The organism is Salmonella sp. NW884 (assembly GCF_051700745.1).
Classification (GTDB): Bacteria; Pseudomonadota; Gammaproteobacteria; order Enterobacterales; family Enterobacteriaceae; genus Salmonella; species Salmonella enterica.
In genome coordinates, this window is record NZ_JAMMDE010000001.1 from 123,878 (window position 1) to 147,668 (window position 23,791).

Genomic DNA, 23,791 nt, shown 5'->3' on the forward strand with positions numbered 1-23,791 from the left:
AACAACACAAAAAAAGCCCCAATGTGGTACTCTATACCTATCATTTAAAACGATTTTAAACAGGCAGAATGCTGCCCAAGAGCTTTATGACTGAACAATCTACGTTGACGCTTCAGGTGTTACAGCAGCGGCTGGATGCACTGATGCTGCGCGACAAACAGCGCTTTTCGCGCCGCCTGCATGGCGTAAAGAAAGTAAAAAATCCTGATGCGCAACAGGCCATTTTCCAGACGATGGCGAAAGAAATTGAACAGGCTGCGACGCAGGTCGCTCTCCGCGAAGCGGCGCGCCCCTCAATCACTTATCCGCAAAATCTGCCTGTTAGCCAGAAGAAACAGGACATTCTGGAAGCGGTCCGCGATCATCAGGTGGTGATCGTGGCAGGGGAAACCGGTTCCGGTAAAACTACCCAGTTGCCGAAAATTTGTATGGAGCTGGGACGCGGAATTAAAGGACTTATTGGACATACTCAACCGCGTCGCCTGGCGGCGCGCACCGTCGCTAACCGCATTGCCGAAGAGTTGCAAACGGAGCCAGGCGGCTGCATCGGCTATAAAGTTCGTTTCAGCGATCATGTCAGTAGCAACACCATGGTCAAACTGATGACGGACGGTATCCTGCTGGCGGAAATCCAGCAGGACAGGCTATTGATGCAGTATGACACCATCATTATTGATGAAGCGCATGAACGCAGCCTGAATATTGACTTCTTGCTCGGCTATCTGAAAGAGCTTCTGCCGCGTCGTCCCGATCTGAAAGTGATTATTACCTCTGCGACCATCGACCCGGAACGCTTCTCGCGCCACTTTAATAACGCGCCGATTATCGAAGTCTCTGGCCGAACGTATCCCGTAGAAGTTCGTTATCGCCCCATCGTGGAAGAGGCTGACGACACTGAACGCGATCAGCTACAGGCAATTTTCGACGCTGTCGATGAACTGGGGCGTGAAAGTCCCGGCGATATTCTGATTTTTATGAGCGGAGAGCGGGAAATCCGCGATACCGCCGACGCCCTGAACAAGCTGAACTTACGGCATACCGAAGTGTTGCCGCTGTATGCACGCTTGTCGAACAGCGAACAGAACCGCGTTTTCCAGTCGCACAGCGGACGCCGTATCGTGCTGGCGACTAACGTGGCGGAAACCTCGCTGACGGTGCCGGGTATCAAGTATGTGATCGATCCTGGCACTGCGCGCATCAGCCGCTACAGCTACCGCACTAAAGTGCAGCGCCTGCCGATTGAACCGATCTCACAGGCTTCCGCCAACCAGCGTAAAGGGCGTTGCGGACGCGTATCGGAAGGGATTTGCATTCGTCTGTATTCGGAAGATGACTTTTTGTCACGTCCGGAATTTACCGACCCGGAAATTCTACGTACTAACCTGGCGTCGGTTATTTTGCAGATGACCGCCCTGGGGCTGGGTGACATCGCCGCCTTCCCGTTTGTCGAAGCGCCGGATAAGCGCAATATTCAGGATGGCGTGCGTTTGTTGGAAGAGCTGGGGGCGATTACCGCCGACGAACAGCAAACGGCATATAAGCTGACGCCGCTGGGCCGACAATTATCCCAGTTGCCGGTCGACCCGCGCCTGGCGCGTATGGTTCTGGAAGCGCAAAAGCATGGCTGTGTGCGCGAAGCGATGATCATTACTTCCGCACTCTCTATTCAGGATCCGCGCGAGCGCCCAGTGGATAAGCAGCAGGCTTCCGATGAGAAACACCGGCGTTTCCATGATAAGGAGTCCGATTTTCTGGCGTTTGTTAACCTGTGGAATTACCTCGGCGAGCAACAAAAGGCCCTGTCGTCGAATCAATTCCGCCGTCTGTGTCGCACCGACTATCTGAACTATTTACGCGTGCGTGAGTGGCAGGATATCTATACCCAACTGCGTCAGGTGGTAAAGGAACTGGGGATTCCGGTAAACAGCGAACCCGCAGCGTACCGGGAAATTCACGTTGCGTTGTTAACGGGGCTGTTGTCGCATATCGGGATGAAAGATGCCGATAAACAAGAGTACACCGGCGCGCGTAACGCCCGATTCTCTATTTTCCCCGGATCCGGTTTATTCAAAAAACCGCCGAAATGGACAATGGTCGCCGAGCTGGTGGAAACCAGCCGTTTGTGGGGGCGCATCGCTGCCCGCATTGAGCCAGAATGGGTGGAACCGGTAGCCCAGCACCTGATTAAACGTTCATATAGCGAACCGCACTGGGAGCGGGCGCAAGGCGCGGTGATGGCGACGGAAAAGGTTACTGTCTACGGTCTGCCGATTGTCGCCGCGCGCAAGGTGAATTATAGCCAGATTGACCCGGCGTTGTGTCGCGAGTTGTTTATCCGCCATGCGCTGGTGGAGGGGGACTGGCAAACCCGTCACGCCTTCTTCCGTGAGAATCTAAAATTGCGTGCGGAAGTCGAGGAACTTGAGCACAAATCTCGCCGCCGCGATATCCTGGTGGATGACGATACCCTGTTTGAGTTTTATGACCAGCGTATTAGCCATGACGTTATTTCCGCCCGCCACTTTGATAGTTGGTGGAAAAAAATCAGCCGCGAGACGCCGGATCTGCTCAACTTTGAAAAAAGTATGCTGATTAAAGAAGGCGCGGAAAAAATCAGCAAACTGGATTACCCGAATTTCTGGCACCAGGGCAATCTCAAGCTGCGTTTGAGCTATCAGTTTGAACCGGGCGCGGATGCTGACGGCGTGACCGTCCATATTCCGTTGCCGCTACTTAACCAGGTTGACGAGAGCGGTTTTGAATGGCAGATCCCAGGGCTGCGCCGTGAATTAGTTATTGCGCTGATTAAATCGTTGCCAAAACCGGTACGTCGCAACTTTGTTCCGGCGCCAAACTATGCTGAAGCGTTTTTAGGTCGCGTAACGCCGCTGGAGCTGCCGCTGCTGGACGCTCTGGAGCGTGAACTGCGCCGGATGACCGGCGTCACGGTCGATCGGGAAGACTGGCATTGGGATCAGGTGCCCGAGCATCTGAAAATCACGTTTCGCGTGGTGAATGACAAAAACAAGAAACTGCAGGAAGGGCGTTCGCTCGCCGAGCTTAAAAATGCGCTGAAAGGCAAAGTGCAGGAGACGCTCTCGGCGGTAGCGGATGACGGCATTGAGCAGAGCGGGCTGCATATCTGGAGTTTCGGCGAGCTGCCGGAAAGCTACGAACAGAAACGCGGTAATTATAAAGTGAAGGCGTGGCCGGCGTTAGTGGATGAGCGTGACAGCGTCGCTATCAAATTGTTTGATAATCCGCTGGAACAACAACAGGCGATGTGGTGCGGTTTACGCCGTCTGCTGTTGCTCAATATTCCTTCACCGATTAAGTATCTGCATGAGAAATTGCCGAATAAAGCCAAGCTGGGGCTGTACTTTAACCCGTACGGCAAAGTACTGGAATTGATTGATGACTGTATTGCCTGCGGGGTAGATAAACTGATAGATGCCAACGGCGGGCCGGTGTGGAGCGAAGCAGGTTTCACCGCGCTGCACGAAAAGGTACGCGCCGAGCTGAATGATACTGTGGTGGATATCGCGAAGCAGGTTGAGCGCATCCTGACGACCGTATTCAATATCAATAAGCGTCTGAAAGGGCGGGTGGATATGAGCATGGCGTTGGGGCTTTCCGATATCAAGGCGCAGATGAGCGGTCTGGTATACCGTGGTTTTGTGACTGGCAACGGCTTTAAACGTCTCGGCGATACGCTGCGTTATCTGCAGGCAATTGAAAAGCGGCTGGAGAAACTGGCTGTCGATCCGCACCGCGATCGGGCGCAAATGCTGAAAGTCGAAAGCGTCCAGCAGGCGTGGCAACAATGGATAAATAAATTGCCTCCAGCGCGTCGCGAAGATGATGATGTTAAAGAGATCCGTTGGATGATTGAAGAACTGCGTGTCAGTTATTTCGCCCAACAGCTCGGTACGCCTTATCCTATTTCCGATAAGCGTATTTTACAGGCCATGGATCAGATTACGGCCTAAAAAGCCAGGCGACGATGTCTTTCAAAGAGATCCGGTACAAGTTCGGAACAAAAAGGAGGAATTATGAATACAACGCCATTTCCGGCGCTCTCTGCGGAAACATTGCTGGCGGTGAATACCGTCGGACAGTGGCTGGCGCAAAATGATTTTTCCGGCGAACAACCTTATTCGTCGGATTGCGTCGTCCTGGCGGGCAATGCGGTGATCCCCACTATCGACGCGGCCTGTCGCATCGCCAAAGCGCAAGGCGTTCCTTTACTGATTAGCGGTGGTATAGGTCATTCGACGCCGTTTTTGTACGCCGTGATTGCCCGGCATCCGCGCTACCATACTATTCGCACAACCGGACGCGCTGAAGCCGCTATCCTCGCGGATATCGCGAACCAGTTCTGGCATATTCCGGCTGAGAAAATTTGGCTGGAAGATCGGTCAACTAATTGCGGCGAAAATGCCCGTTTCTCCTGCGCACTGATCCGTCAGGCGAAAGAAAACATTAACACGGCTATCGTTGTGCAAGACCCCACCATGCAGCGGCGCACTATCGCGGCGTTTCGGCGCGTGACAAACGACGACACCGATGCGCCGCGCTGGCTGAGTTTTCCTGGTTTTGTTCCGGTACTGCGCCACCTTAACGGCGGTACACGTTTTGCCAACGTTGAAGAGGGCATCTGGACGGTGGAGCGTTATCTGTCTCTGATTGCCGGCGAGCTGCCACGTTTGCGTGACGATGAAACAGGGTATGGACCGCGTGGTAAAGATTTTATCATTCACGTTGATATCCCACGCGATATTGAAAAGGCATGGCAGGTATTGCAGGCAGATACTACGTTGCGCAGTGCGTTAGAACAGAGAGCTTTACGCTAAAAATCGCCCGTTTGCGAGGGTGAACGGGCAAGTGCGACCACCATTTCATAAATTTGATGAATTATTTATAAAAGCTGGTTATGTTGTCGCTTTACGGTTTTCATTCAGGACGCGCTATGGGCAATAAGTATTCCGGCCTGCAAATTGGTATTCACTGGTTAGTCTTTTTTCTGGTTATTGTGACTTACGCCGCGATGGAGCTACGCGGTTTTGCGCCGCGTAGTTATCGGCCCTGGTTTAATATGACGCATGTTTCATGTGGTATCACTATTTTGCTTTTAATGGTGGCGCGCTTGATTATTCGGCTGAAATATCCCACGCCGCCCATTGTTCCTCGTCCAAAACCGATGATGACCGGAATGGCGCATTTAGGACATCTGGTGATTTACCTGTTATTTATCGTGCTGCCTGTTATTGGTCTGGTCATGATGTATAACCGCGGCAATCCCTGGGTCGCATTTGGCATTACTATGCCGCATGCCGCCGAAGCTAACTTTGAACGCGTAGATATGCTGAAATCCTGGCACGTCACGCTGGCGAATCTGGGCTATTTTGTTATTGGACTTCATGCCATCGCTGCTTTGATGCATCACTATTTCTGGAAAGACAATACGCTGTTACGGATGATGCCGCGTAAGCGTAACTGACCGTCCTGTATGACGTTTGCTACAGGCGGGGTTAACTGCTTTAGGCAAACAAGGCATCTATCAGAGGGGATGGCGTATTCCATACAGAAAACGCCTGCGTCTAACCAGGACCCGTGACGCAGGCGAAGGAGGACGGGTCTACATCGGAAGCGGGTATTATACTTATTTGTATGACAAATAAAATAAACAATTACTATTCCGTAATCCAATGTTTAATCAACGGGTTAAACCCACATGATCGCGCTGCCGACCGCCCGGAAGTGCCTACACTTACAATGAACGTGGCATAGTGGCGGAAAATAGCGCAACGGCGCCATGTTGCTCCAAAGTCACCTTAGCGAAATGTTCGTCCAACACGCTGCGTAACGTATCGGCTGAATCATTGGTATTACTGAATATTCCTTTCTTGTTATAAACAGCCATTAATTTCTTACCAAAAGCATTGTGAGGAACCTCTTTGCCCAGAATCGTGGCGCCAAAAAGTGTGCCGCCGGGTTTAAGCGCCATACCGGCATTTTTAATTGCCTTCGCTTTTGTTGTCATCTCACCGGGTAAGCAGTGCAGAAGATAGTACATCGAAACGGAATCGAAGCGCCCGTGCCAGTCCGCCGGGAACGTGTCGAAAACATCGTGTTGTAGTGTGGCGCGGATTTTCGTATTACCCACTCGGCTGGCGGCTATTTTCAGGCTATCCGGATTTAAATCCATCAGCGAAATGGCATGAGTCGCAGGTGCATGTTTCAGGTAATAACCTGTACCTACGCCAATATCCAGGTGAGTCTCGCCCATGTGATGCAGGAAGAAAGGAAGTAGTCGCGTATCAGTAGGACACTTCCATGCATATTTGTTTGAGATATTGAGTACCCACCAGTCATATAAGCTAAGCGTGAATGGGTTATAGACTTTTGCGCCTGATTGTTGTGTATGCTTCATTGTTCTCTCACTAAATAATTTCGCGCTGGAATTAAAACAACGAAGCAATCGTTAGGCAAGCATTAATCAGGTAAGTGAGTAATTTAATACGATGAATAAAGGCGATATTATGAATTAAGCAGCTATCTTAAAGAATATAGAGGATAATAATAGCTGATAAATGAATTGGACAGTCATATTATTATAAGCTGACGATTAATAATCGTTAATATAAATATATTAAGCCTTATGATAATAGCAATGCAATTAAATGCATGAGGAACAATATTTATTCATACACATAAAGCGATTATTGCACATTAATTGATATTTTAAATGTTACGCTGAGATAGCCATCTTTATTTAATATCACCTACCTGGAGGCGATATGATTGAGGTTTTTGAAGCGTTTGGCTGGACCTTACTTTTAGGCGGTCTGGCAGTGGCAGTACTGTTTATCACTGCACTGGATAGAAAACGGTAATCATTGCATTTGACGCGCCTGTTGAGTTGGTATTACAAATAATTGTACCTGAAATCTACCACTTTTGAAGTTTGCGATATTTTGCCATTCTGACGGCAAGGGGTAATCCTGACTGAAGTTACCGCCGCTTATCAACCAGACACGATGGTAACTTTTTGAAAGCGTTGTCAGAGTATCAATATATGTCTGATCGGCTTGCGCATAAAACAGTGAACCAAAGCCATAGGCATTCGGTCTGCCTGATGTTCCGTGTGCGTTAGGCGGTGTATAAAGAAACGTACGATAATCTCGCTTATTATAATACACATAACTTAAATAATCGAACATTTTACTGACTACCACGGCATCATTAGGCTGGTGGCGGGTATTAATATAGTTTACCAGTGGTTTAAACTCGTCTATGTGCTCAGGGTTATTATGATAGAAACCATAGCCGAATAATAAGGTGAATAAGATAAACCAGAAGCCACAAACCGCTTTTTTTGCGCGGGTAAGTAATACCGCGAGCAGGGGAGGAATGCTCAGCGATGAGAAGAAGAAATAACGATCGATAAATAACGGCATCCACCAGGAAATGATGAAGACCAGCATTACAGGGATGACCAGATTACAAAATAATATCAGCTGATATCTTTCATATTCTCCGTTGCATAAAGATATTCGCCCCACAGTACCGATAAAACCTCCCACAGCCAGCCACAGAATGAACGACGGAAAACCCTGTCCGTTGTTTCCGGTAAAAAAATGCCAGTACATCGCAGGCAGGTCACGCCATGTTACGGGGGGAATCCAACCGATATCATTACCGGCTCTCAACTGCGCCAGATGAGTCAGTAAATTAAACAATACGGGCAACCAGGGGAGATAAGCGACAGCAATCGCCAGGTTAGCAAACCACCAGCCAGGAAGTTTAAGGTAGCAGGCCGTTTTATGGCTTTGGCAGGATAATATTGTTACTGCGATCCAGTGGGCAATAAGTGCAAATAGGGTGAAATAATGGGTGTAAAAGCTGAACGTCATAAGTAAAGCATACGCGACAAGGTAGCGATTATGGGTGGGTGTTTTTATCCACATCATCAATGCTAACGCGGCAGCGAGCGTTAGCATTCCCATTAACGCGTACATGCGCGTTTCTTGACTGTAATGAACTGCCATCGGCATCAAGGCGGCGAACCATCCCGCCAATAAGGCTGTACGTTCATTTGCCAACCATCGCGTAAGCGCGATAACCAGCACAACTGTCAGGATCCCAAAGAGTAGACTGAGAGAGCGTACCGCTGCAATGCTATCACCCCATAATATCATCCAGTCATGCAGTAACAGATAATAAAGCGGGGGATGCACGTCAAAAGCGGCATGGAATAGCAGATTATCTACGCTATGTCGACTAATCAGCACGCTGGATGCTTCGTCACACCAAAGGTAGCGGTCAGTTAAAAACAGCAACCGTATAAGGACGGAGAATATGACAATGAGACAAACATGATATTTATACTTTATTTTTCTTAACCCATCGCCGGGCTGCCATATTGATAGTTGTGGTAGCGCCATAATATCCTCAATGGAGTAAGACTTAGACCAGAATGGACACCTAACGCAATAATGAAGGTTAAAATCTTAACCAACACTAAATAAAAATAACTTTGATAATGTCAGCGATGAATTAATCAGAATAGTGCAGTGCAACTCAGTAATCCTGACCGTAATGGCGAAGCAGTCTATGCTCTAAAAACCGGGTCAAACCGACGATAAAGGTAACGCCAATAAGATACACTATGGCGGCAAAAAGGTAAGCATGGAAGAATTTAAAGCTAGTTGCAGCAACCTCCTGAATTCGCGCGAAAAACTCAGTATATTGGATAAGAAAAACGATGGTGCTGTCTTTAAGGTTATTAATCACCTGATTCGTTAAGGCTGGAATGGAAGACAGCAATACCTGAGGCAGTATAATCCACAAAAAGACCTGCCGTTTGTTCAACCCCTGAACGACTGCTGCCTCCGTTTCATACTTATTCAATGCGTTATAGGCCGTTGTCATGTACGCGGCATTATATGCGCCGACATTCAAGGTAAACCCTGTAACCGCCACGGTAAAAGAGGACAGGTGAATGCCAGATTGAGGTAAACCATAATAGATAACAAACAGAATAAGAATGAGTGGCGTACCGATAAAGAAATCCATGTACAGCCGAGTTATGGCTTTTACCATGGGGCGATGGCTCAGGCTCAGAAAAAAAATGATAATTCCCCACAAAAAACCGGTGATGGAAACAATCAGCGCAAGTTTACAGGTTTCTTTAATACCGTCCACAACAAGTGGTAGTTGTTCAGTCAGATCATTAAAGAAGAGAGACCAGCCAGCGATCATCGTTGTGCCTCGCTAAAAAAACAGTGGATATCTGGATCCGTTTCTCGTAAGGCAAGATCGGTAAAAGCGCCTTCTGCACGAATCTTGCCATGATTAAGAAACGTTACGTTATCGCTTAGTAATCTGGCGAGGCGAATATCATGAGTGACGCATAATATAGTGACGCCATTGTCGTGAAGTTGCTTGATCAACATTCCGACTTCACGAGTCATGAGCGGATCAAGCGCAGACGTCGGCTCATCAAAAATAATGAGTTCTGGGTCGGTGACCATTGTACGGGCCAGGGCGACGCGCTGTTGCTGCCCGCCCGATAATTGCGAAGGGTATTTTGCGCTATGCGAGACCATATCAAGTTTTTGTAGCTCATGTAAGGCTTTTTCCCGAGCTAGTTGTCCCGGCATGCCAAACACTTTACATAGGGCAAGGGTAATGTTATCCATGACGTTAAGATGGCGATACAAAGCGTAATTCTGGAAGACACAACCGACTTTTTTTCTGAACTCAAGAATAGTAAATTCCTTGTCATAAATATTTCTCCCGTGAAAATAAATATCACCATAATCAGGCTCTTCTAATCGAAGCAGACAGCGTAAAAGCGTCGTTTTTCCACAACCTGATGGCCCCATGACTACTTTCATGTCTCCCGATTGAATTTTTAGACTAACCGTATCAAGAACCTTTTTTCCTGAATATTCCTTACTTATCTCTTTTAGTTTCAGTAAAGCCATGAGTATCACCTCTATTTTTATGCTTCAACTGATTCGATATTTTTTCTCAAACACTCCGGCCAGAAGAGTAAAAACTTTATAAATAATGAAATATAATACCCCGGCAAGAGTATAGATCTGTAACCCGTTCAGCGTGATGGCTGTCAGTGACATTGCCTGCTTCGTTATTTCAGCGATACCTACAGTATAAGCAAAGGGCGTCGCTTTTAATACAGAAGAAAACTCATTGATAATACCGGGCACAGAAAATCGCAACATCTGTGGCAGTTCAATATTTATTATAACCTGTAATTGACGCATTCCTGCTACTTTCGCTACCGTAATTTCGTATGGCTCAACTAATTTAAGCGCCCCTCTGAACACCTCGGCAAGATAGCTCCCACTGATTAAGCCGACGCTGAGGTTCATGGCCACCAGAGGTGAAACATATATGCCAATCGATGGCAATCCAAAATAAACAAGAAAAACAGCAATAAGTATTGGAATTCCCCGAAGAATAAAGACCAGTACGTCGAGTATCTTCTGTAGTGGAAGGGGGGATAGTCGCCGTAATACGGCGACTGTAAGCCCGAACAAAAACGCTGAGAGAAAACAGGTAAATGTTACAAGCAGCGTATTACCAATCCCTTCCAATAGGAAATAAAAGATAGCCAGCATATTACCTGATGACATAGCTTACTATTTCATCCAGCTATCGACAATGCCAGATATTTTTTGTGGCCCTTGCTCTTTAAGCCATAAGTTGAAATCATCGCGCACGGGAGAGCCTTTCTTAAAGGCAATGCCAAGCTGATCAACATTCTTGAAAACATAACGGCTTTCTATCGGCATCTTTTTCTTATTTTTGAAGGTAAAATAAACCGGCTCTTCTATAAAAGCCAGATCAAGATTGCCATTTTTTAGATCAGCCATCGTCTCATTATAGGTTGGATACAATTTTACTTTACTTAACGAGTAGTATCCTTTGGGCTCCAGATCGTTTTTGATAAGGTCGGAGTAAGCCATTCCTCGAGGGTATCCAATAGAATATTGATTTAATTCATTGAGGTTATTGAGCGTTATTTTATGATTGGCCATACTGACCAGATAAAAAGAGTTGATGTAATAAGGTTCAGAAAAATCAATAACTTTCTTACGTTTATCTGTGATTGAAATTCCCGAAAATGCTACATCTGCCTGACCACTCGCCACTGCGCCAAGCATTCCATCCCAGGCATATTCGGTGATGTTTAGCTTACAATGCCGTGACTGACAGTAAGACGAAAAAAGCTCCAGATCTATCCCCTGTAATTTGCCATCAGCACTTTTAAATAACATAGGTGGAGAGGCCGGTGATACTGCGACATTGAGTGTTCTCCCTTCAACGATGCTATCAGCAAAAGCTGAAGACGACATTATTCCCAACACTATCATCGATAAGCCAATTTTTTTGGATAACATGCTATCTATTTCCTGTGGTAAGGTAATGCGTATTATAAATTAAGCATTAGGGCGTGAACCTGACATTTGCAGGCGTAAAGTACTTAACGTTATGTATTCCATCGCTGTTAACTAATTTAATCAGGAGGTTTGACAGGAATCATCAAAGGGAATGAATTGAATATACCATGAGATATCAACTGGATATGAGTGCAGCGACCCCATGAAAGGTGAAAATGTAAAGATACCATAGACATTAGTATACTGGACATAGTTTATGCTCCATTTACGCATACATATTTACATGATAAGCAGATAAATGCTTCAGTGACGGTGTATTTAATGTCTCTAAGTATCATCTTACCACTCTATCCAGGGCCAATATAAAGACTTATCTTTGCTTGTCAAATACATTTTCTGAGCTAAGTTGATTTGCGTGCTATCTATATTTGCAAGCATATAAATTATTTATCCTATGAACAAACGACAACAAATCAGGAGTTCTGACGATGTTGTTATGTTTATCAAAACGTTAACTTGTTTTAATAGATAATAATCTTAATTCAGAAATATCTGAATGTATGCGGTTGTCGAGATAAAACTCTCAAATTAATATCGTACATCTTATGTAATAAATATAAATACGATAAATAAATCCAAAACTGGGACTGCCAACCGGATAACAAACAGCAATAAAGAGGATTCTCCATTAAGTTATCCTGGCAATGGTTAAGGTGGTAACATTTTCGGTGGCTTTACACATTTTAATCGTGTTCACAACACGTTAATTACCTTATGATTACCATGGTAATTAAAAATGAATCCTAGATGACTCGTTGGCTGAGTGAAAAGAAAATTCTGCATCACATAGGCGCATGTATCGCGTATAATGGGCTCCGATGACCCTAATCATTGCTATGACATAATAATATGTATCTTAACCGCTTTTGTTATTTACTCCTGATCTCCGCTGCGGTCGGAAGCATTTTTACATCGCATCCCGTCGTGATGTGGTTCCTGCTCGCCAATGTGCTAACGCTGGCGATCTACGGTATAGACAAAACGGCGGCACGTAAAACCTGGCGCAGAGTGCCGGAATCCACTTTGTTGGTGTTTGGGGTTGTCGGTGGGTGGCCTGGGGCGATTGTTGGTCAACAACTCTTCCGTCATAAAACGCAAAAGCAGCCATTCAAAACATACTTTATCGTCAGTGTGATAGTGAGTATTTTAGTTACGGTGGCGATTTATCGACTCTATCCATTTTTGTCTTACTGAACATAGACTATGTATCACTTATTGACCAATCGGCAGCAAAGACAACCTCATATTTTCATGCCACCGGCACTATGATATTGAGCTGTGTTTTGCTCAAGACGTACCGCAGTCGATGGAACTTTATTCAGTGGAATAATGATGAGCTATAAAACTTTCTAACATTATGGCAAAACAATGATGGACTTCCTGGGTTGGATGGACAAGGTCGTTGAAGACGTATTGCGGACATATATCTAGCTGAGGGTCTTTAGCCCCGGGAACATGTACATAGCCGTGGTGAGTATAAGGGTTTTCCGTATCATAACCAATATTACTGGCCGCCTCCATTATCACCTTAAATGCATCGGCAGTCTCGTAATAGCATATTTTATGCTGGGGGTATTTTTCTTTTAATTCTTCAACATTAGTTTTTAACAGGGCGTTGTGAGCGATGCTTTCATCCTTAAGCTTTCTTTTTTCATCAGAATGTTTGCCATAAGGTGTTAAAGACAAATCGGGAATCCCCATGACCAGAACATTATTAACTCCACCGGAAATTATTTTTTCAATATCATCAATTTGTTGCTCAACGACCATTATTACATTATCTTTGTGTAGTGTCATATAGTCATTAGCCCCCAATAAAAATATCGCCAGGTCCTGGTGAGAAGGGGTGTAAGATGCGACTTGTCTGTCCGTATTTGATACAAAGTCGCCGATGCAGTTAAAGCAGGAATAGCTTGCCGATGTACTTCCCCCTTCAGCAAAATTAAGCATCTCTTTACCTAAGAAGTGTGGAGATGATAAAAACTCAGTCCAGGTAAATCCATTAGTAAACCTTCCGCCAAAGTATTGACCATAGGAGGGTAAGATATGATGTGTTTTTTCAAACATACGCCCTAAGGAGTCAGACAAGCTGTCGCCAAAAAATACCAGTCTGGTAATATCACCCAAAGAAATATTTTTGGGCTTGGGATGTGATTTATTGATTTCTTTGGCAAGACCAAAAGCTTCCGGATGACATTCAACCTCAATAGATAAAATATTTTCACCATTATCATCTTTAATAATCAACTTATCGGCGTGTTCCTGTGATTCTATAATAAACTGTTCTTTACATCCCTGAGACGCTAAGGCTCGAAGTTTGATGTAGGCTCCGCGAACCTGTACCGGTGTTAGATTCAGTTCCTGATGGTGGTAAAGATTAAAGATACATTCGAGCGCCTCTGCATGGTGGGTGGTAAAGAAATATGCTTTGATTTTCTCCCATAAACTTAATTCCGGAAGGCGTGCGCTTTCTTTTATCGCATTAAATTTTTCAGAACTGATAGATGATGTGAAATAACCCTGTCCAACACTCAATGGCATAGTGTCCTCCTTACTTTATTAAACACGCTTTAGCAAAGCATTAATTAGCAAATATTAGCAAGAAAAGTAATCAGGTAAATGGTGTATATGGAATTGCGCCTTTTTCACAGTTTGTCGCCGTCAATAAAATGTATGCAGTGTTTATTATTTTTCAGCGAAGTAAATACATCATCAACAACGTGAGGTTAATACCGGGTACATATTATCTGACTGCTATCATTATTGAGTATGCGCTTGGCTAAGGCAAAGATCTAAAAAAGAAGCCACTCCTGATTTTAGTGTGCTGGCGTGAGTATGAGCTGGCTTGATACTCAGGAAAAACAGACAAACTTATCATCCGACTATTATTGCTAAAGTGCTAGTGTTTTATGTGACATTTTGATTTCTATTTTCATATTAAATATTTCTTAAGTGAGTTAACTATAATGAATGATGATTCAATTATTAAAAACTCTTCGATGCTTTTGGCCTATTTAGGTGGTTTGGGATGGGGAAGCGCCTATTTTTATGGCTGGGGCGTCTCCGCGTACTATGGTTTCCCGTGGTGGTATGTAGGCGTCGGCCCTGACAACATTGCCCGAAGTCTATTCCATGCGATTAGCCTGATGGCTATATTCATAATAGCGTGGGGAGTGGGTATTCTATTATTTTTTTTAGTAAAGCAAAAAGCACGTATCCACGACCTTAGCTTTTTACGTCTTTTTTTGGCAGCGGTTTTGTTCTTTATTCCAATTGTTATCGAGTTTTCTCTCTTAACAGAATCGTTTTTGTGGGAGCTTTTTTTTATCATTTTACTGGTGGCTTTATGCTTATCGGTGGGGATGCGTTTTTATAGTAAATTGATGCCAGTGATTTGTTTTACGCAACTCAGTTGGGTGCGAAGACATTGTTTCACTATAGTTATGATTGGTTTTATTATATATTTTTTTATATTTTCTTTTTTTGTTGGGATCTATAAGCCACAATTAAAGAAAGAATACGAAATGATATTGTATGATGGAGGCTGGTACTACGTCCTGGCCAGATATCATGATAGTTTTATTTTGTCGAAATCCTTTACTAAAAATAACAATAGATTTATTATTTTTAGACCAGAAGATGGACACTCTTATGAAATTACCTTGGTAAAAGTCAGACTTTAATAAAATACTGGTTGGCAAGAGCGTGAAATGACGCCAGAGCTTCCCATAGCAGAGATTAGAGAAAGAACTGAGCGCCCATATCTGTAGGCTGTGGAATAGCAATGCCGGGAAGGGCATGGCATGACACTTTATCTGACATTACCATTTGAGTGACAGGTTAGCAGATGTTTCAGGCCAAACCCAAGTTGAACTGGAGCGCTCAGAAGCCGATTACCTACATAACAAATATTGGCCGCAAGCTTATGCTGTGGGCGAAATATACGACCGCTATTATCCAGACTGGCTGTTAACTTATTTATTTTCCCAAAGTAGCCTATAACAGGCCTCCCTGAGGCATTGGCTAGCATCTGTGCATTGGAAAAACAGGCTCCATTTGCACTATAGCAACTTATAAATTTTATTGCCTCATGAGAGTTGCTAATATGGCGGATTGATTTTGAAAGTGATGATGACTGACTTGCCCCGGAACTGTACCGATTTTCATGTTGAACAACAAAAGGGGCACCATGTTTACAAATCGAAATAGGCATGGATTATTACCTGAGATTGATTTCAAATTAACAATAATGATGACGCTTTTGGGTATTAAAAAACTTTCAAATAACGCTCATTTGATTTTTTGTCCACATTGACTAAATCTGGAAAGATACAGGGTTGAGATATTTTCGCTACCCGTCGGCGGTGTATCGCAGTTGTGATGTTACGTTCTTACAAGACTGACATCTGCATATCATAACCTTTATTCATTACCCACCTGATGATTATATAAAAACTATTGAGCAAATATTTACTTCTGGGTAATGGGGCTGGATTCACCGGCATTACCTCTATGCCTCAGTCGGGCAGAACATTGCAGCTTAGAAAGGAAGCTTTGGCGTTTATTGTCTGTGGCCTGAAAAAGTTCCCCGTGAGCTGAATGTGAACTGATTCTTGATGACCTATGCCGACAAGTTATAAGTGATTGATTTTTATAATGTTTTTAATTTTACAATTACATAAACATAAAATTATGATAGTATACCCCCCTATAGTATATGGAGGTCGAATGCCGCATTCACCTGAAGATAAAAAACGTATTCTTACCCGTGTTCGTCGCATACGCGGGCAGGTTGAAGCGCTGGAGCGGGCGCTTGAGTCTGGCGAACCTTGTCTGGCGATTCTGCAACAGATTGCCGCCGTGCGCGGCGCGTCTAATGGCCTGATGAGTGAAATGGTTGAGATCCATCTGAAAGATGAGCTGGTCAGCGGGGAAACTACGCCAGATCAGCGCGCGGTTCGGATGGCGGAAATCGGCCATCTTCTTCGCGCTTATCTAAAATAACAATTTCCCTCACCGTAACAGGAAGAGATATATGAAATCACGTGCAGCAGTTGCTTTTGGTCCCGGTCAGCCGCTAAAAATTGTCGAGATTGACGTTGCGCCGCCGAAAAAAGGCGAAGTTCTGATCAAAATCACCCATACCGGCGTTTGCCATACCGATGCATTTACCCTTTCCGGCGATGATCCGGAAGGCGTATTTCCGGCAGTCCTGGGTCACGAAGGCGGCGGCGTGGTAGTTGAGGTTGGCGAGGGGGTAACCAGCCTGAAACCCGGCGACCATGTTATTCCACTGTATACGGCGGAATGCGGCGAGTGTAAGTTCTGTAAGTCCGGTAAAACTAACCTTTGCCAGGCCGTACGCGCCACTCAGGGAAAAGGGTTGATGCCGGATGGCACTACCCGCTTTTCTTATAACGGCGAACCCGTTTATCACTATATGGGAACCAGCACGTTCAGCGAATATACCGTTTGCGCGGAAATTTCTCTGGCGAAAGTGAACCCGCAGGCGCCGCTGGATAAAGTGTGTCTGTTGGGCTGCGGCGTGACGACGGGTATTGGCGCCGTCCATAACACCGCTAAAGTGAAAGCGGGCGACACCGTTGCCGTTTTTGGTTTAGGCGGTATTGGGCTGGCGGTTATTCAGGGCGCGGTTCAGGCTAAAGCCGGGCGTATTTTAGCTGTCGACACGAATCCGGAAAAATTTACGCTGGCGGGCGAAATGGGGGCTACGGACTTTATTAATCCGAATGATTACGACAAACCGATCCAGGACGTTATTGTTGAGCTTACTGATGGCGGCGTAGATTTCAGTTTTGAATGTATCGGCAACGTTAACGTGATGCGAGCAGCGCTGGAATGTTGTCATAAAGGCTGGGGCGAAAGCATTATTATTGGCGTAGCGGGGGCAGGGCAGGAAATCAAAACCCGTCCCTTCCAGCTAGTGACCGGTCGCGTCTGGCGTGGCTCCGCCTTTGGCGGCGTAAAAGGGCGCACGCAGTTGCCAGGGATGGTCGAAGATGCGATGAACGGTAAAATCCGTTTAGATCCTTTTATTACTCACCGCCTGCCGCTGGAGCAGATTAACGATGCCTTTGAACTGATGCATCAGGGTAAATCCATCCGTACTGTTATCCACTTTGGCGATAACTGATTCATCCGCCAGCGGATTTTCCGCTGGCGCTTTTCTGAATTTTCTGGAATGAATGTTGTGAAAATGTGACGAAGGCGATGCTTTTCGCGGTAAGCAAACGTCACGAAGTGCCGATGACTATCTAACGGGCGTGTTTTACGCATAAAACCTACAAGAGAGTCGACGGTCATGGGCAACACATTCTCGATGCAAGCCTCGCATAAACTGGGCTTCCTGCATCATATTCGGCTGGTTCCGCTGTTTTCCTCCATTCTCGGTGGCATCCTTCTTCTTTTTGCTTTGAGCGCCGGGCTGGCAGGCTATTTTCTGTTACAGGCCGATCGCGATCAGCGTGATGTCACGGACGAGATTCAGGTACGGATGGGATTATCCAACAGCGCTAACCACTTACGTACCGCACGTATCAATATGATCCACGCTGGCGCGGCGAGCCGGATTGCCGAAATGGATGAAATGAAAGCCAATATTGCCGCTGCGGAAACGCGGATCAAGCAGTCTCAGGACGGCTTTAACGCTTATATGTCCAGAGCGGTGAAAACACCCGCCGATGACGCATTGGATAACGAGTTAAACGCCCGCTACACCGCCTATATCAACGGTCTGCAACCGATGCTGAAATATGCCAAAAATGGCATGTTCGAAGCGATCATTAATCATGAAAACGAGCAGGCAAAACAACTGGATGCCGCATATAACCATATCCTGTTGAAAGCGATTGAACTGCGTACCGAGCGGGCGAGACTACTTAGCGAGCAGGCTTACCAACGAACCCGGCTCGGTATGATGTTTATGATTGGCGCATTTACGCTGGCGCTGGTATTAACGTTAATGACCTTCATGGCGCTGCGTCGCACGGTGATACAACCCTTGCAGCAGTCTGCGTCACGTATCGAACGCATTGCGGCGGGCGATCTGACCATGGCTGACGAGCCGACAGGACGCAGTGAAATAGGTCGCCTGAGTCATCATCTTCAGCAGATGCAGCATGCGTTGCAACAAACGGTAGGGGCGGTGCGTCAGGGGGCGGAGGAAATTTATCGAGGCACCAGCGAAATTACCGCCGGCAATACGGATTTATCTTCTCGTACTGAACAGCAGGCTGCCGCCATTGAACAGACCGCGGCCAGTATGGAACAGTTGACGGCAACCGTTAAGCAGAATGCGGATAATGCGCATCACGCCAGCAAACTGGCGGAAGATGCTTCCGGTAAAGCCAGTCGCGGAGGCCAGATGGTTTCCGGGGTCGTACAAACGATGGGGAATATCTCTACCAGCTCGAAAAAAATCTCGGAAATTACCGCCGTCATTAACAGTATCGCTTTCCAGACCAACATTCTGGCGCTGAACGCGGCGGTCGAGGCGGCACGCGCCGGGGAACAAGGACGCGGTTTTGCGGTGGTCGCCAGTGAGGTTCGTACCCTCGCCAGTCGCAGCGCGCAGGCGGCAAAAGAGATTGAAGGCTTGATCGGCGCATCGGTCAGCCTGATTGAACAAGGCTCTGAAGAGGTTATCGCTGCGGGGAGCACCATGAATGAGATTGTGGATGCTGTAAAACGCGTCACCGATATTATGCTCGACATCGCGGCAGCCTCTGATGAGCAAAGTCGCGGTATTGTTCAGGTCAGTCAGGCGATTTCTGAGATGGACAGGGTTACGCAACAAAACGCGTCGCTGGTCGAAGAGGCGTCCGCGGCGGCGGCTTCGCTTGAAGAACAGGCCGCCCGCTTGACGCAAGCCGTTGATGCGTTTCGTTTACAGGATACTGGCGCGACGATGCGATCATCCTTCCTTTAATAAGCGTCGCGCCTTCGGGCTATTTTAGCCGCCGGCGCGTTTATTGTTCCGACAGCCGCTATCACAGCGGCATCGATTTACGGATCGCCGCAATCAGCATTTGCGCCCCGGTTGAGAGCGGGATATCAACTCGCGTAAGAATACCTATCGGCTCGCTTGCGCTCTGGGTCGGCACGGGTAATGAGACCAGCGTCGCCTGGCGAAGATCTTCTTTAACCGCGCCAGAGGGGACGAACCAGACGTAATCGTAATCTACGGTCAGTTGTCGTGATAACGATGCGGATAGCGTTTCGATACATCCGGCAGGCATTTTACACCCCTGGCTTTGCAACAGGGCTTCCGCATTCTGGCGCGGTACCGTGCCTTTTGGTGAGACGACTACCGGCCATTCCATAACCCGACTGAGCGTGATCGTCTCCTGTAACAGGGGATGGCCGGGGCGTACCACTAATTTAAGCGATTCTAAAAACAGCAGTTCGTAATTTAAACCGCCCATTAATTCCGGGTCTGACATGCGGCCAATACCCAGATCGATCTCGCCTGATTTCAGACCCGCAAGCAACATCGTATTGTTCATGGTCGCGACCTGTAACGAGGTCGATTTTTGCTGTTGATGGAACCGCCCAATAGCCGCCGGGAGTATACCCAGCGCAGCGGTGGGGAGCGCGCCAACACGCACCACATCGGCGCTGGCGTCCTCTTTGCGATTCAGCGCCTGCCCGGCGGTATTCAATGCATCTAATACTTTTACCGCATGAGTCAAAAATTGTTCGCCAGGAACCGTTAATTGCGCGCCCAGTCGCCCGCGTTCAAACAGACGGGTTCCGGTGAGTTGTTCCAGTTCGTTCAGCGTTTTAGAAAGCGCTGGCTGGCTCAGGTTAAGAGTTTCAGCCGCGCGCCCCAGAGTTCCCTGTTGCGCAACGGCGACAAATGTATGAAGGTGGCGCAACCGAATGCGCTGACTAAACAGACCATTTTTTTCCATAAGCGATGTTAAAAACAGAGCCGTGCGGGTGACAAGTAAAGTTGTTTGTTTTTGATAACCTGATAGCAAAATATTATTAACATTTTACCATTTCAAGTTACAACTGTTTTATTTTACTGATGATTCAACTGCCGTTAAGCGTGTTAAGCCGCGATCTGGTCGGGGATATGCCAGCTCATGTCAATCCGTTCTGCATAATGAATTCAGACCGGATCACACTTTATAAATTCTTCTCCCCGGAATGGATGAGGTTTTCTACACTCCAGGTAACATTCACTGGAGGCATGACATTATGGCGAACACCATCACGGCAGATGAGATTCGGGAACACTTTTCGCAGGCAATGTCGGCAATGTACCAGCAGGAAGTTCCGCAGTACGGTACGTTACTGGAACTTGTGGCTGACGTGAATCTGGCGGTGCTGGAAAATAATCCCAAACTGCATGAGCAGTTGGCTAATGCCGATGAACTGGCGCGATTGAACGTGGAACGGCATGGCGCCATTCGTGTTGGCACCGCAGAAGAACTTTCTACCTTGCGTCGGATATTCGCCATCATGGGGATGTACCCAGTAAGTTATTACGATCTCTCTCAGGCGGGCGTGCCTGTGCACTCCACGGCATTTCGTCCCATTGACGAGGCTTCGCTCTCGCGTAATCCCTTTCGCATGTTCACTTCGCTATTACGCCTGGAGCTCATTGAAAACGCGGCATTACGCCAGCGGGCGGCGGAAATCTTATCGCAGCGGGATATTTTTACATCGCGCTGCCGACAATTGCTGGATGAGTACGACGAGCAGGGCGGTTTTAGTGCTGCTCAGGCCGAAGAGTTCGTCCGTGAAACGCTGGAGACTTTTCGCTGGCATCGTCAGGCTACCGTTGATGAAGAAACGTACCGCAGCCTGCATCGTGAGCATCGTTTAATTGCCGACGTGGTCTGTTTTCCGGGATGTCACATTAACCATCTGACGCCGCGTACTCTGGATATCGACCGGGTACAGGCCATGATGCCGGAGTGCGGCATTACGCCTAAAATTCTTATCGAAGGTCCGCCTCGCCGCGAAGTGCCTATTCTGTTGCGGCAAACCAGTTTCAAAGCTCTGGAAGAGCAGGTGCTCTTCGTTGATGAAAAGCAGGGTACGCACACGGCGCGCTTCGGCGAAATTGAGCAACGTGGCGTCGCGCTGACGCCAAAAGGTCGTCGATTATATGACGAACTGTTGCACAAGGCGGGAACGGGTAAGGATAACTTCACGCATCAACTCCATTTGCGGGAGGTCTTTAACGCCTTTCCGGATAGCGAATTTCTGCTTCGCCAGCAGGGGCTTGCCTGGTTCCGTTATCGCTTAACGCCTTCCGGCGAGGCGCATCGTCAGGCGATCCATCCTGGCGACGATCCGCAGCCGCTTATTGAGCGCGGTTGGGTGATCGCGCAGCCGATTACCTATGAAGATTTTCTTCCGGTCAGCGCAGCCGGCATTTTTCAGTCGAATTTGGGAAATGAAACGCTGGCCAGAAGCCACGGCAATGCCAGCCGCGACGCCTTTGAACAGGCGCTGGGATGTGCAGTACGGGATGAGTTTTCGTTATATCAGGAAGCGGAAGAACGCAGTAAACGCCGTTGCGGTCTGCTTTAAAAGCGGTAAGCTTCACAGGCTGTGAGGATACTGTAAAAGGAAGGCGTTATGTTGAATCCCTCCATCCCGTTGGTGGAGACGCGTCACGGTAAAATCGTGGGCGTCGTACAGGAAGAAATCCATATCTGGCGCGGTATACCTTATGCCGCGCCGCCAATAGGGGAGCTACGCTGGCGTGCGCCGCAGCCTGTTACGCCCTGGCACGACGTGCGCCAGGCGGATTGTTTCTCCTGCGCCAGTTGGCAGGATATTACCTGGTGTCGCGAACTCGGCGGCGGCGATCCGGGAAATTTTTCCGAAGACTGTCTCTATCTGAACGTCTGGGCTCCCGCCGTACGTCATGAACCGTTGCCGGTCATGGTCTGGCTACACGGCGGCGGTTACACCATTGGCGCGGGGAGTTTGCCGCCCTATGACGGTCAAGCGCTGGCGAAGCGCGGCGCGATCGTGGTGACGGTCAATTATCGGCTTGGCCATCTGGGATTTTTCGCGCATCCGGCGCTGGAAGGCGAAGGGGGGGAGTGTATCCATAATTTCGCTTTACTCGATCAAATCGCTGCGCTGCGTTGGGTGCAGGACAATATTGCCGCGTTTGGCGGCGATACGCAGAATGTGACGTTATTTGGCGAATCCGCCGGCGCCCGCAGCGTGCTGTCGTTGATGGCTTCGCCGTTGGCGAAGGGGCTTTTTCATAAAGCGATTATTCAGAGTGGTTATACGCTGCCGGATACGCCCCGCGAGGTGGCGCTAAAAAAAGGCGTTGCGCTGGCGGAACATCTTGGTTTAGCCCATGCCACTGCCGAACAGCTACGCGCTTTACCGGCAGAGACGTTTTGGCCGCTGGACGCGCCTTTTAAAATTGCGCCGACGCCGATTTCCGGTGACGTCGTGCTGCCGCATCCGATGCTGGAAACCTTCTTTGCGGCGAAACAGCATCCGATACCGGTGATGATCGGCTCGAATAGCGATGAAGCCAGCGTATTGGCCGTTTTTGGCGTCGATATTGCCGGTCAAATTCAAAAAATGCGCCGTGAGCGGCGTGTTGGTCTGGGGTTAATTCGGCTGCTTTATCCTGGAGTGAAAGGCGACGAAGCGCTAGGGCGGCAGGTCTGTCGGGATATGGTATTTACCACGTTGGGTTATGTCGTCATGCAAGCGCAGCAGCGGATCGGCGAACCGTGCTGGCGTTACTGGTTTGATTATGTCGCCGAAGCGGAGCATAACACCTACGCGAATGGCGCCTGTCATGGCAATGAAATACCGTATGTATTCGATACGTTAACGCGGGCTGAGCCCACATGCCATTATGTGAATGAGAATGACCTGGCCTTTGCCTCGCAGGTGGCGGATTACTGGGTGAATTTCGCTCGTCATGCCAGCCGCACGCGCGACGTGCTGCACGGGCCGGTTCGCTGGCCCGCCAGCATTCGGGGGCGAGATCGTCTGTTGCGGATTGGGCTGAACAAACTTGCCGGTTTTAAAGTGGAAAACCGCTTTATGCGTGCGCGTCTGGCGCTGTTTAAACGAGTCATGAAGCATCACGTTAGTCTGGAATAAACTTTTCATAACCTGAAGAATGCTGCGTGAGGTTTACATCCGATTAGGTCGGTTCTTATCGACATAAAATATTTACGCTTTTGCACAGTTTCCAGGCGACCAACAATTGGATTATTAATGAATTTTGTCTAGAGTGAGCGGTCAGAAACGGGCACATTCTTGCTGCTGAAAAA

19 protein-coding genes are annotated in these 23,791 nt (G+C 47.5%); 10 read left to right on the forward strand and 9 right to left on the reverse strand.

The window, feature by feature from the left end:
- Positions 1-86 precede the first annotated feature (86 nt).
- The 3 genes from hrpA to cybB all read left to right on the forward strand — a co-directional run bounded on the left by hrpA (position 87) and on the right by cybB (position 5,500).
- A complete protein-coding gene (gene hrpA / locus NA197_RS00650; protein ID WP_024148217.1) occupies positions 87-3,989 on the forward strand; it encodes an ATP-dependent RNA helicase HrpA in 3,903 nt (1,300 codons plus the stop codon).
- A 63-nt stretch (positions 3,990-4,052) separates the two neighbouring features.
- Positions 4,053-4,853 carry a YdcF family protein gene (locus NA197_RS00655; RefSeq protein ID WP_001098505.1) on the forward strand — a complete coding sequence of 267 codons (801 nt, stop codon included), beginning with the start codon at positions 4,053-4,055 and terminating at the stop codon, positions 4,851-4,853.
- 116 nt (positions 4,854-4,969) lie between these two features.
- A complete protein-coding gene (gene cybB, locus NA197_RS00660) occupies positions 4,970-5,500 on the forward strand; it encodes a cytochrome b561 (protein ID WP_023227541.1) in 531 nt (176 codons plus the stop codon).
- 270 nt (positions 5,501-5,770) lie between these two features.
- Here cybB and NA197_RS00665 read toward each other — a convergent pair whose 3' ends face one another.
- The 6 genes from NA197_RS00665 to NA197_RS00690 all read right to left on the reverse strand — a co-directional run bounded on the left by NA197_RS00665 (position 5,771) and on the right by NA197_RS00690 (position 11,432).
- A complete protein-coding gene (locus NA197_RS00665; protein WP_000683309.1) occupies positions 5,771-6,433 on the reverse strand; it encodes a class I SAM-dependent methyltransferase in 663 nt (220 codons plus the stop codon).
- A 463-nt stretch (positions 6,434-6,896) separates the two neighbouring features.
- Positions 6,897-8,447, reverse strand: a complete 1,551-nt coding sequence (locus NA197_RS00670; protein WP_023227540.1) for a glycosyltransferase family 39 protein — start codon at positions 8,445-8,447, stop codon at positions 6,897-6,899.
- Positions 8,448-8,583: 136 nt separating this feature from the next.
- Complete coding sequence (locus NA197_RS00675; RefSeq protein ID WP_023227539.1) at positions 8,584-9,264, reverse strand: amino acid ABC transporter permease; 681 nt, start codon at positions 9,262-9,264, stop codon at positions 8,584-8,586.
- Positions 9,261-9,992 (reverse strand): amino acid ABC transporter ATP-binding protein, encoded by a 732-nt coding sequence (locus tag NA197_RS00680; protein WP_001196336.1) that lies wholly within the window; start codon positions 9,990-9,992, stop codon positions 9,261-9,263. The genes NA197_RS00675 and NA197_RS00680 overlap by 4 nt, the downstream gene beginning before the upstream one ends.
- Before the next feature lie 24 nt (positions 9,993-10,016).
- Entirely contained in the window at positions 10,017-10,664 is a 648-nt protein-coding gene (locus NA197_RS00685) for an amino acid ABC transporter permease (protein ID WP_000094446.1), read from the reverse strand.
- A gap of 6 nt (positions 10,665-10,670) precedes the next feature.
- Complete coding sequence (locus tag NA197_RS00690; RefSeq protein WP_000949380.1) at positions 10,671-11,432, reverse strand: transporter substrate-binding domain-containing protein; 762 nt, start codon at positions 11,430-11,432, stop codon at positions 10,671-10,673.
- A 909-nt stretch (positions 11,433-12,341) separates the two neighbouring features.
- On the opposite strand from NA197_RS00690, the gene NA197_RS00695 reads away from it, so the two are divergent.
- Positions 12,342-12,686, forward strand: a complete 345-nt coding sequence (locus NA197_RS00695; protein WP_023227538.1) for a DUF1294 domain-containing protein — start codon at positions 12,342-12,344, stop codon at positions 12,684-12,686.
- A gap of 120 nt (positions 12,687-12,806) precedes the next feature.
- Here the strand turns inward: NA197_RS00695 and sseJ are convergent, their stop codons facing one another.
- Positions 12,807-14,033 (reverse strand): SPI-2 type III secretion system effector SseJ, encoded by a 1,227-nt coding sequence (sseJ, locus tag NA197_RS00700; RefSeq protein WP_001131430.1) that lies wholly within the window; start codon positions 14,031-14,033, stop codon positions 12,807-12,809.
- A gap of 425 nt (positions 14,034-14,458) precedes the next feature.
- On the opposite strand from sseJ, the gene NA197_RS00705 reads away from it, so the two are divergent.
- Positions 14,459-15,175, forward strand: coding sequence for a hypothetical protein (locus NA197_RS00705; RefSeq protein WP_001579849.1), 717 nt, complete (start codon positions 14,459-14,461; stop codon positions 15,173-15,175).
- A 128-nt stretch (positions 15,176-15,303) separates the two neighbouring features.
- On the opposite strand, the gene steB is transcribed toward NA197_RS00705, so the two are convergent.
- On the reverse strand, positions 15,304-15,705 hold the full coding sequence (gene steB, locus NA197_RS00710; RefSeq protein WP_077464089.1) for a type III secretion system effector SteB: 402 nt from the start codon (positions 15,703-15,705) through the stop codon (positions 15,304-15,306).
- 515 nt (positions 15,706-16,220) lie between these two features.
- Here steB and NA197_RS00715 point away from each other — a divergent pair.
- The 3 genes from NA197_RS00715 (at position 16,221) to NA197_RS00725 (ending at position 19,440) form a co-directional block, all read left to right on the forward strand.
- Positions 16,221-16,496 (forward strand): metal/formaldehyde-sensitive transcriptional repressor, encoded by a 276-nt coding sequence (locus NA197_RS00715; protein ID WP_001120770.1) that lies wholly within the window; start codon positions 16,221-16,223, stop codon positions 16,494-16,496.
- A gap of 31 nt (positions 16,497-16,527) precedes the next feature.
- Positions 16,528-17,646 carry an S-(hydroxymethyl)glutathione dehydrogenase/class III alcohol dehydrogenase gene (locus NA197_RS00720; RefSeq protein ID WP_023227537.1) on the forward strand — a complete coding sequence of 373 codons (1,119 nt, stop codon included), beginning with the start codon at positions 16,528-16,530 and terminating at the stop codon, positions 17,644-17,646.
- 168 nt (positions 17,647-17,814) lie between these two features.
- Complete coding sequence (locus NA197_RS00725) at positions 17,815-19,440, forward strand: methyl-accepting chemotaxis protein (protein ID WP_064043128.1); 1,626 nt, start codon at positions 17,815-17,817, stop codon at positions 19,438-19,440.
- Positions 19,441-19,501: 61 nt separating this feature from the next.
- Here the strand turns inward: NA197_RS00725 and NA197_RS00730 are convergent, their stop codons facing one another.
- Positions 19,502-20,425, reverse strand: coding sequence for a LysR substrate-binding domain-containing protein (locus NA197_RS00730; protein ID WP_064043129.1), 924 nt, complete (start codon positions 20,423-20,425; stop codon positions 19,502-19,504).
- 292 nt (positions 20,426-20,717) lie between these two features.
- Here NA197_RS00730 and hglS point away from each other — a divergent pair, with 292 nt between their 5' ends.
- A complete protein-coding gene (gene hglS / locus NA197_RS00735; RefSeq protein ID WP_000024092.1) occupies positions 20,718-22,061 on the forward strand; it encodes a 2-oxoadipate dioxygenase/decarboxylase HglS in 1,344 nt (447 codons plus the stop codon).
- A 48-nt stretch (positions 22,062-22,109) separates the two neighbouring features.
- On the forward strand, positions 22,110-23,618 hold the full coding sequence (locus NA197_RS00740) for a carboxylesterase/lipase family protein (RefSeq protein WP_023227535.1): 1,509 nt from the start codon (positions 22,110-22,112) through the stop codon (positions 23,616-23,618).
- Positions 23,619-23,791: the final 173 nt, after the last annotated feature.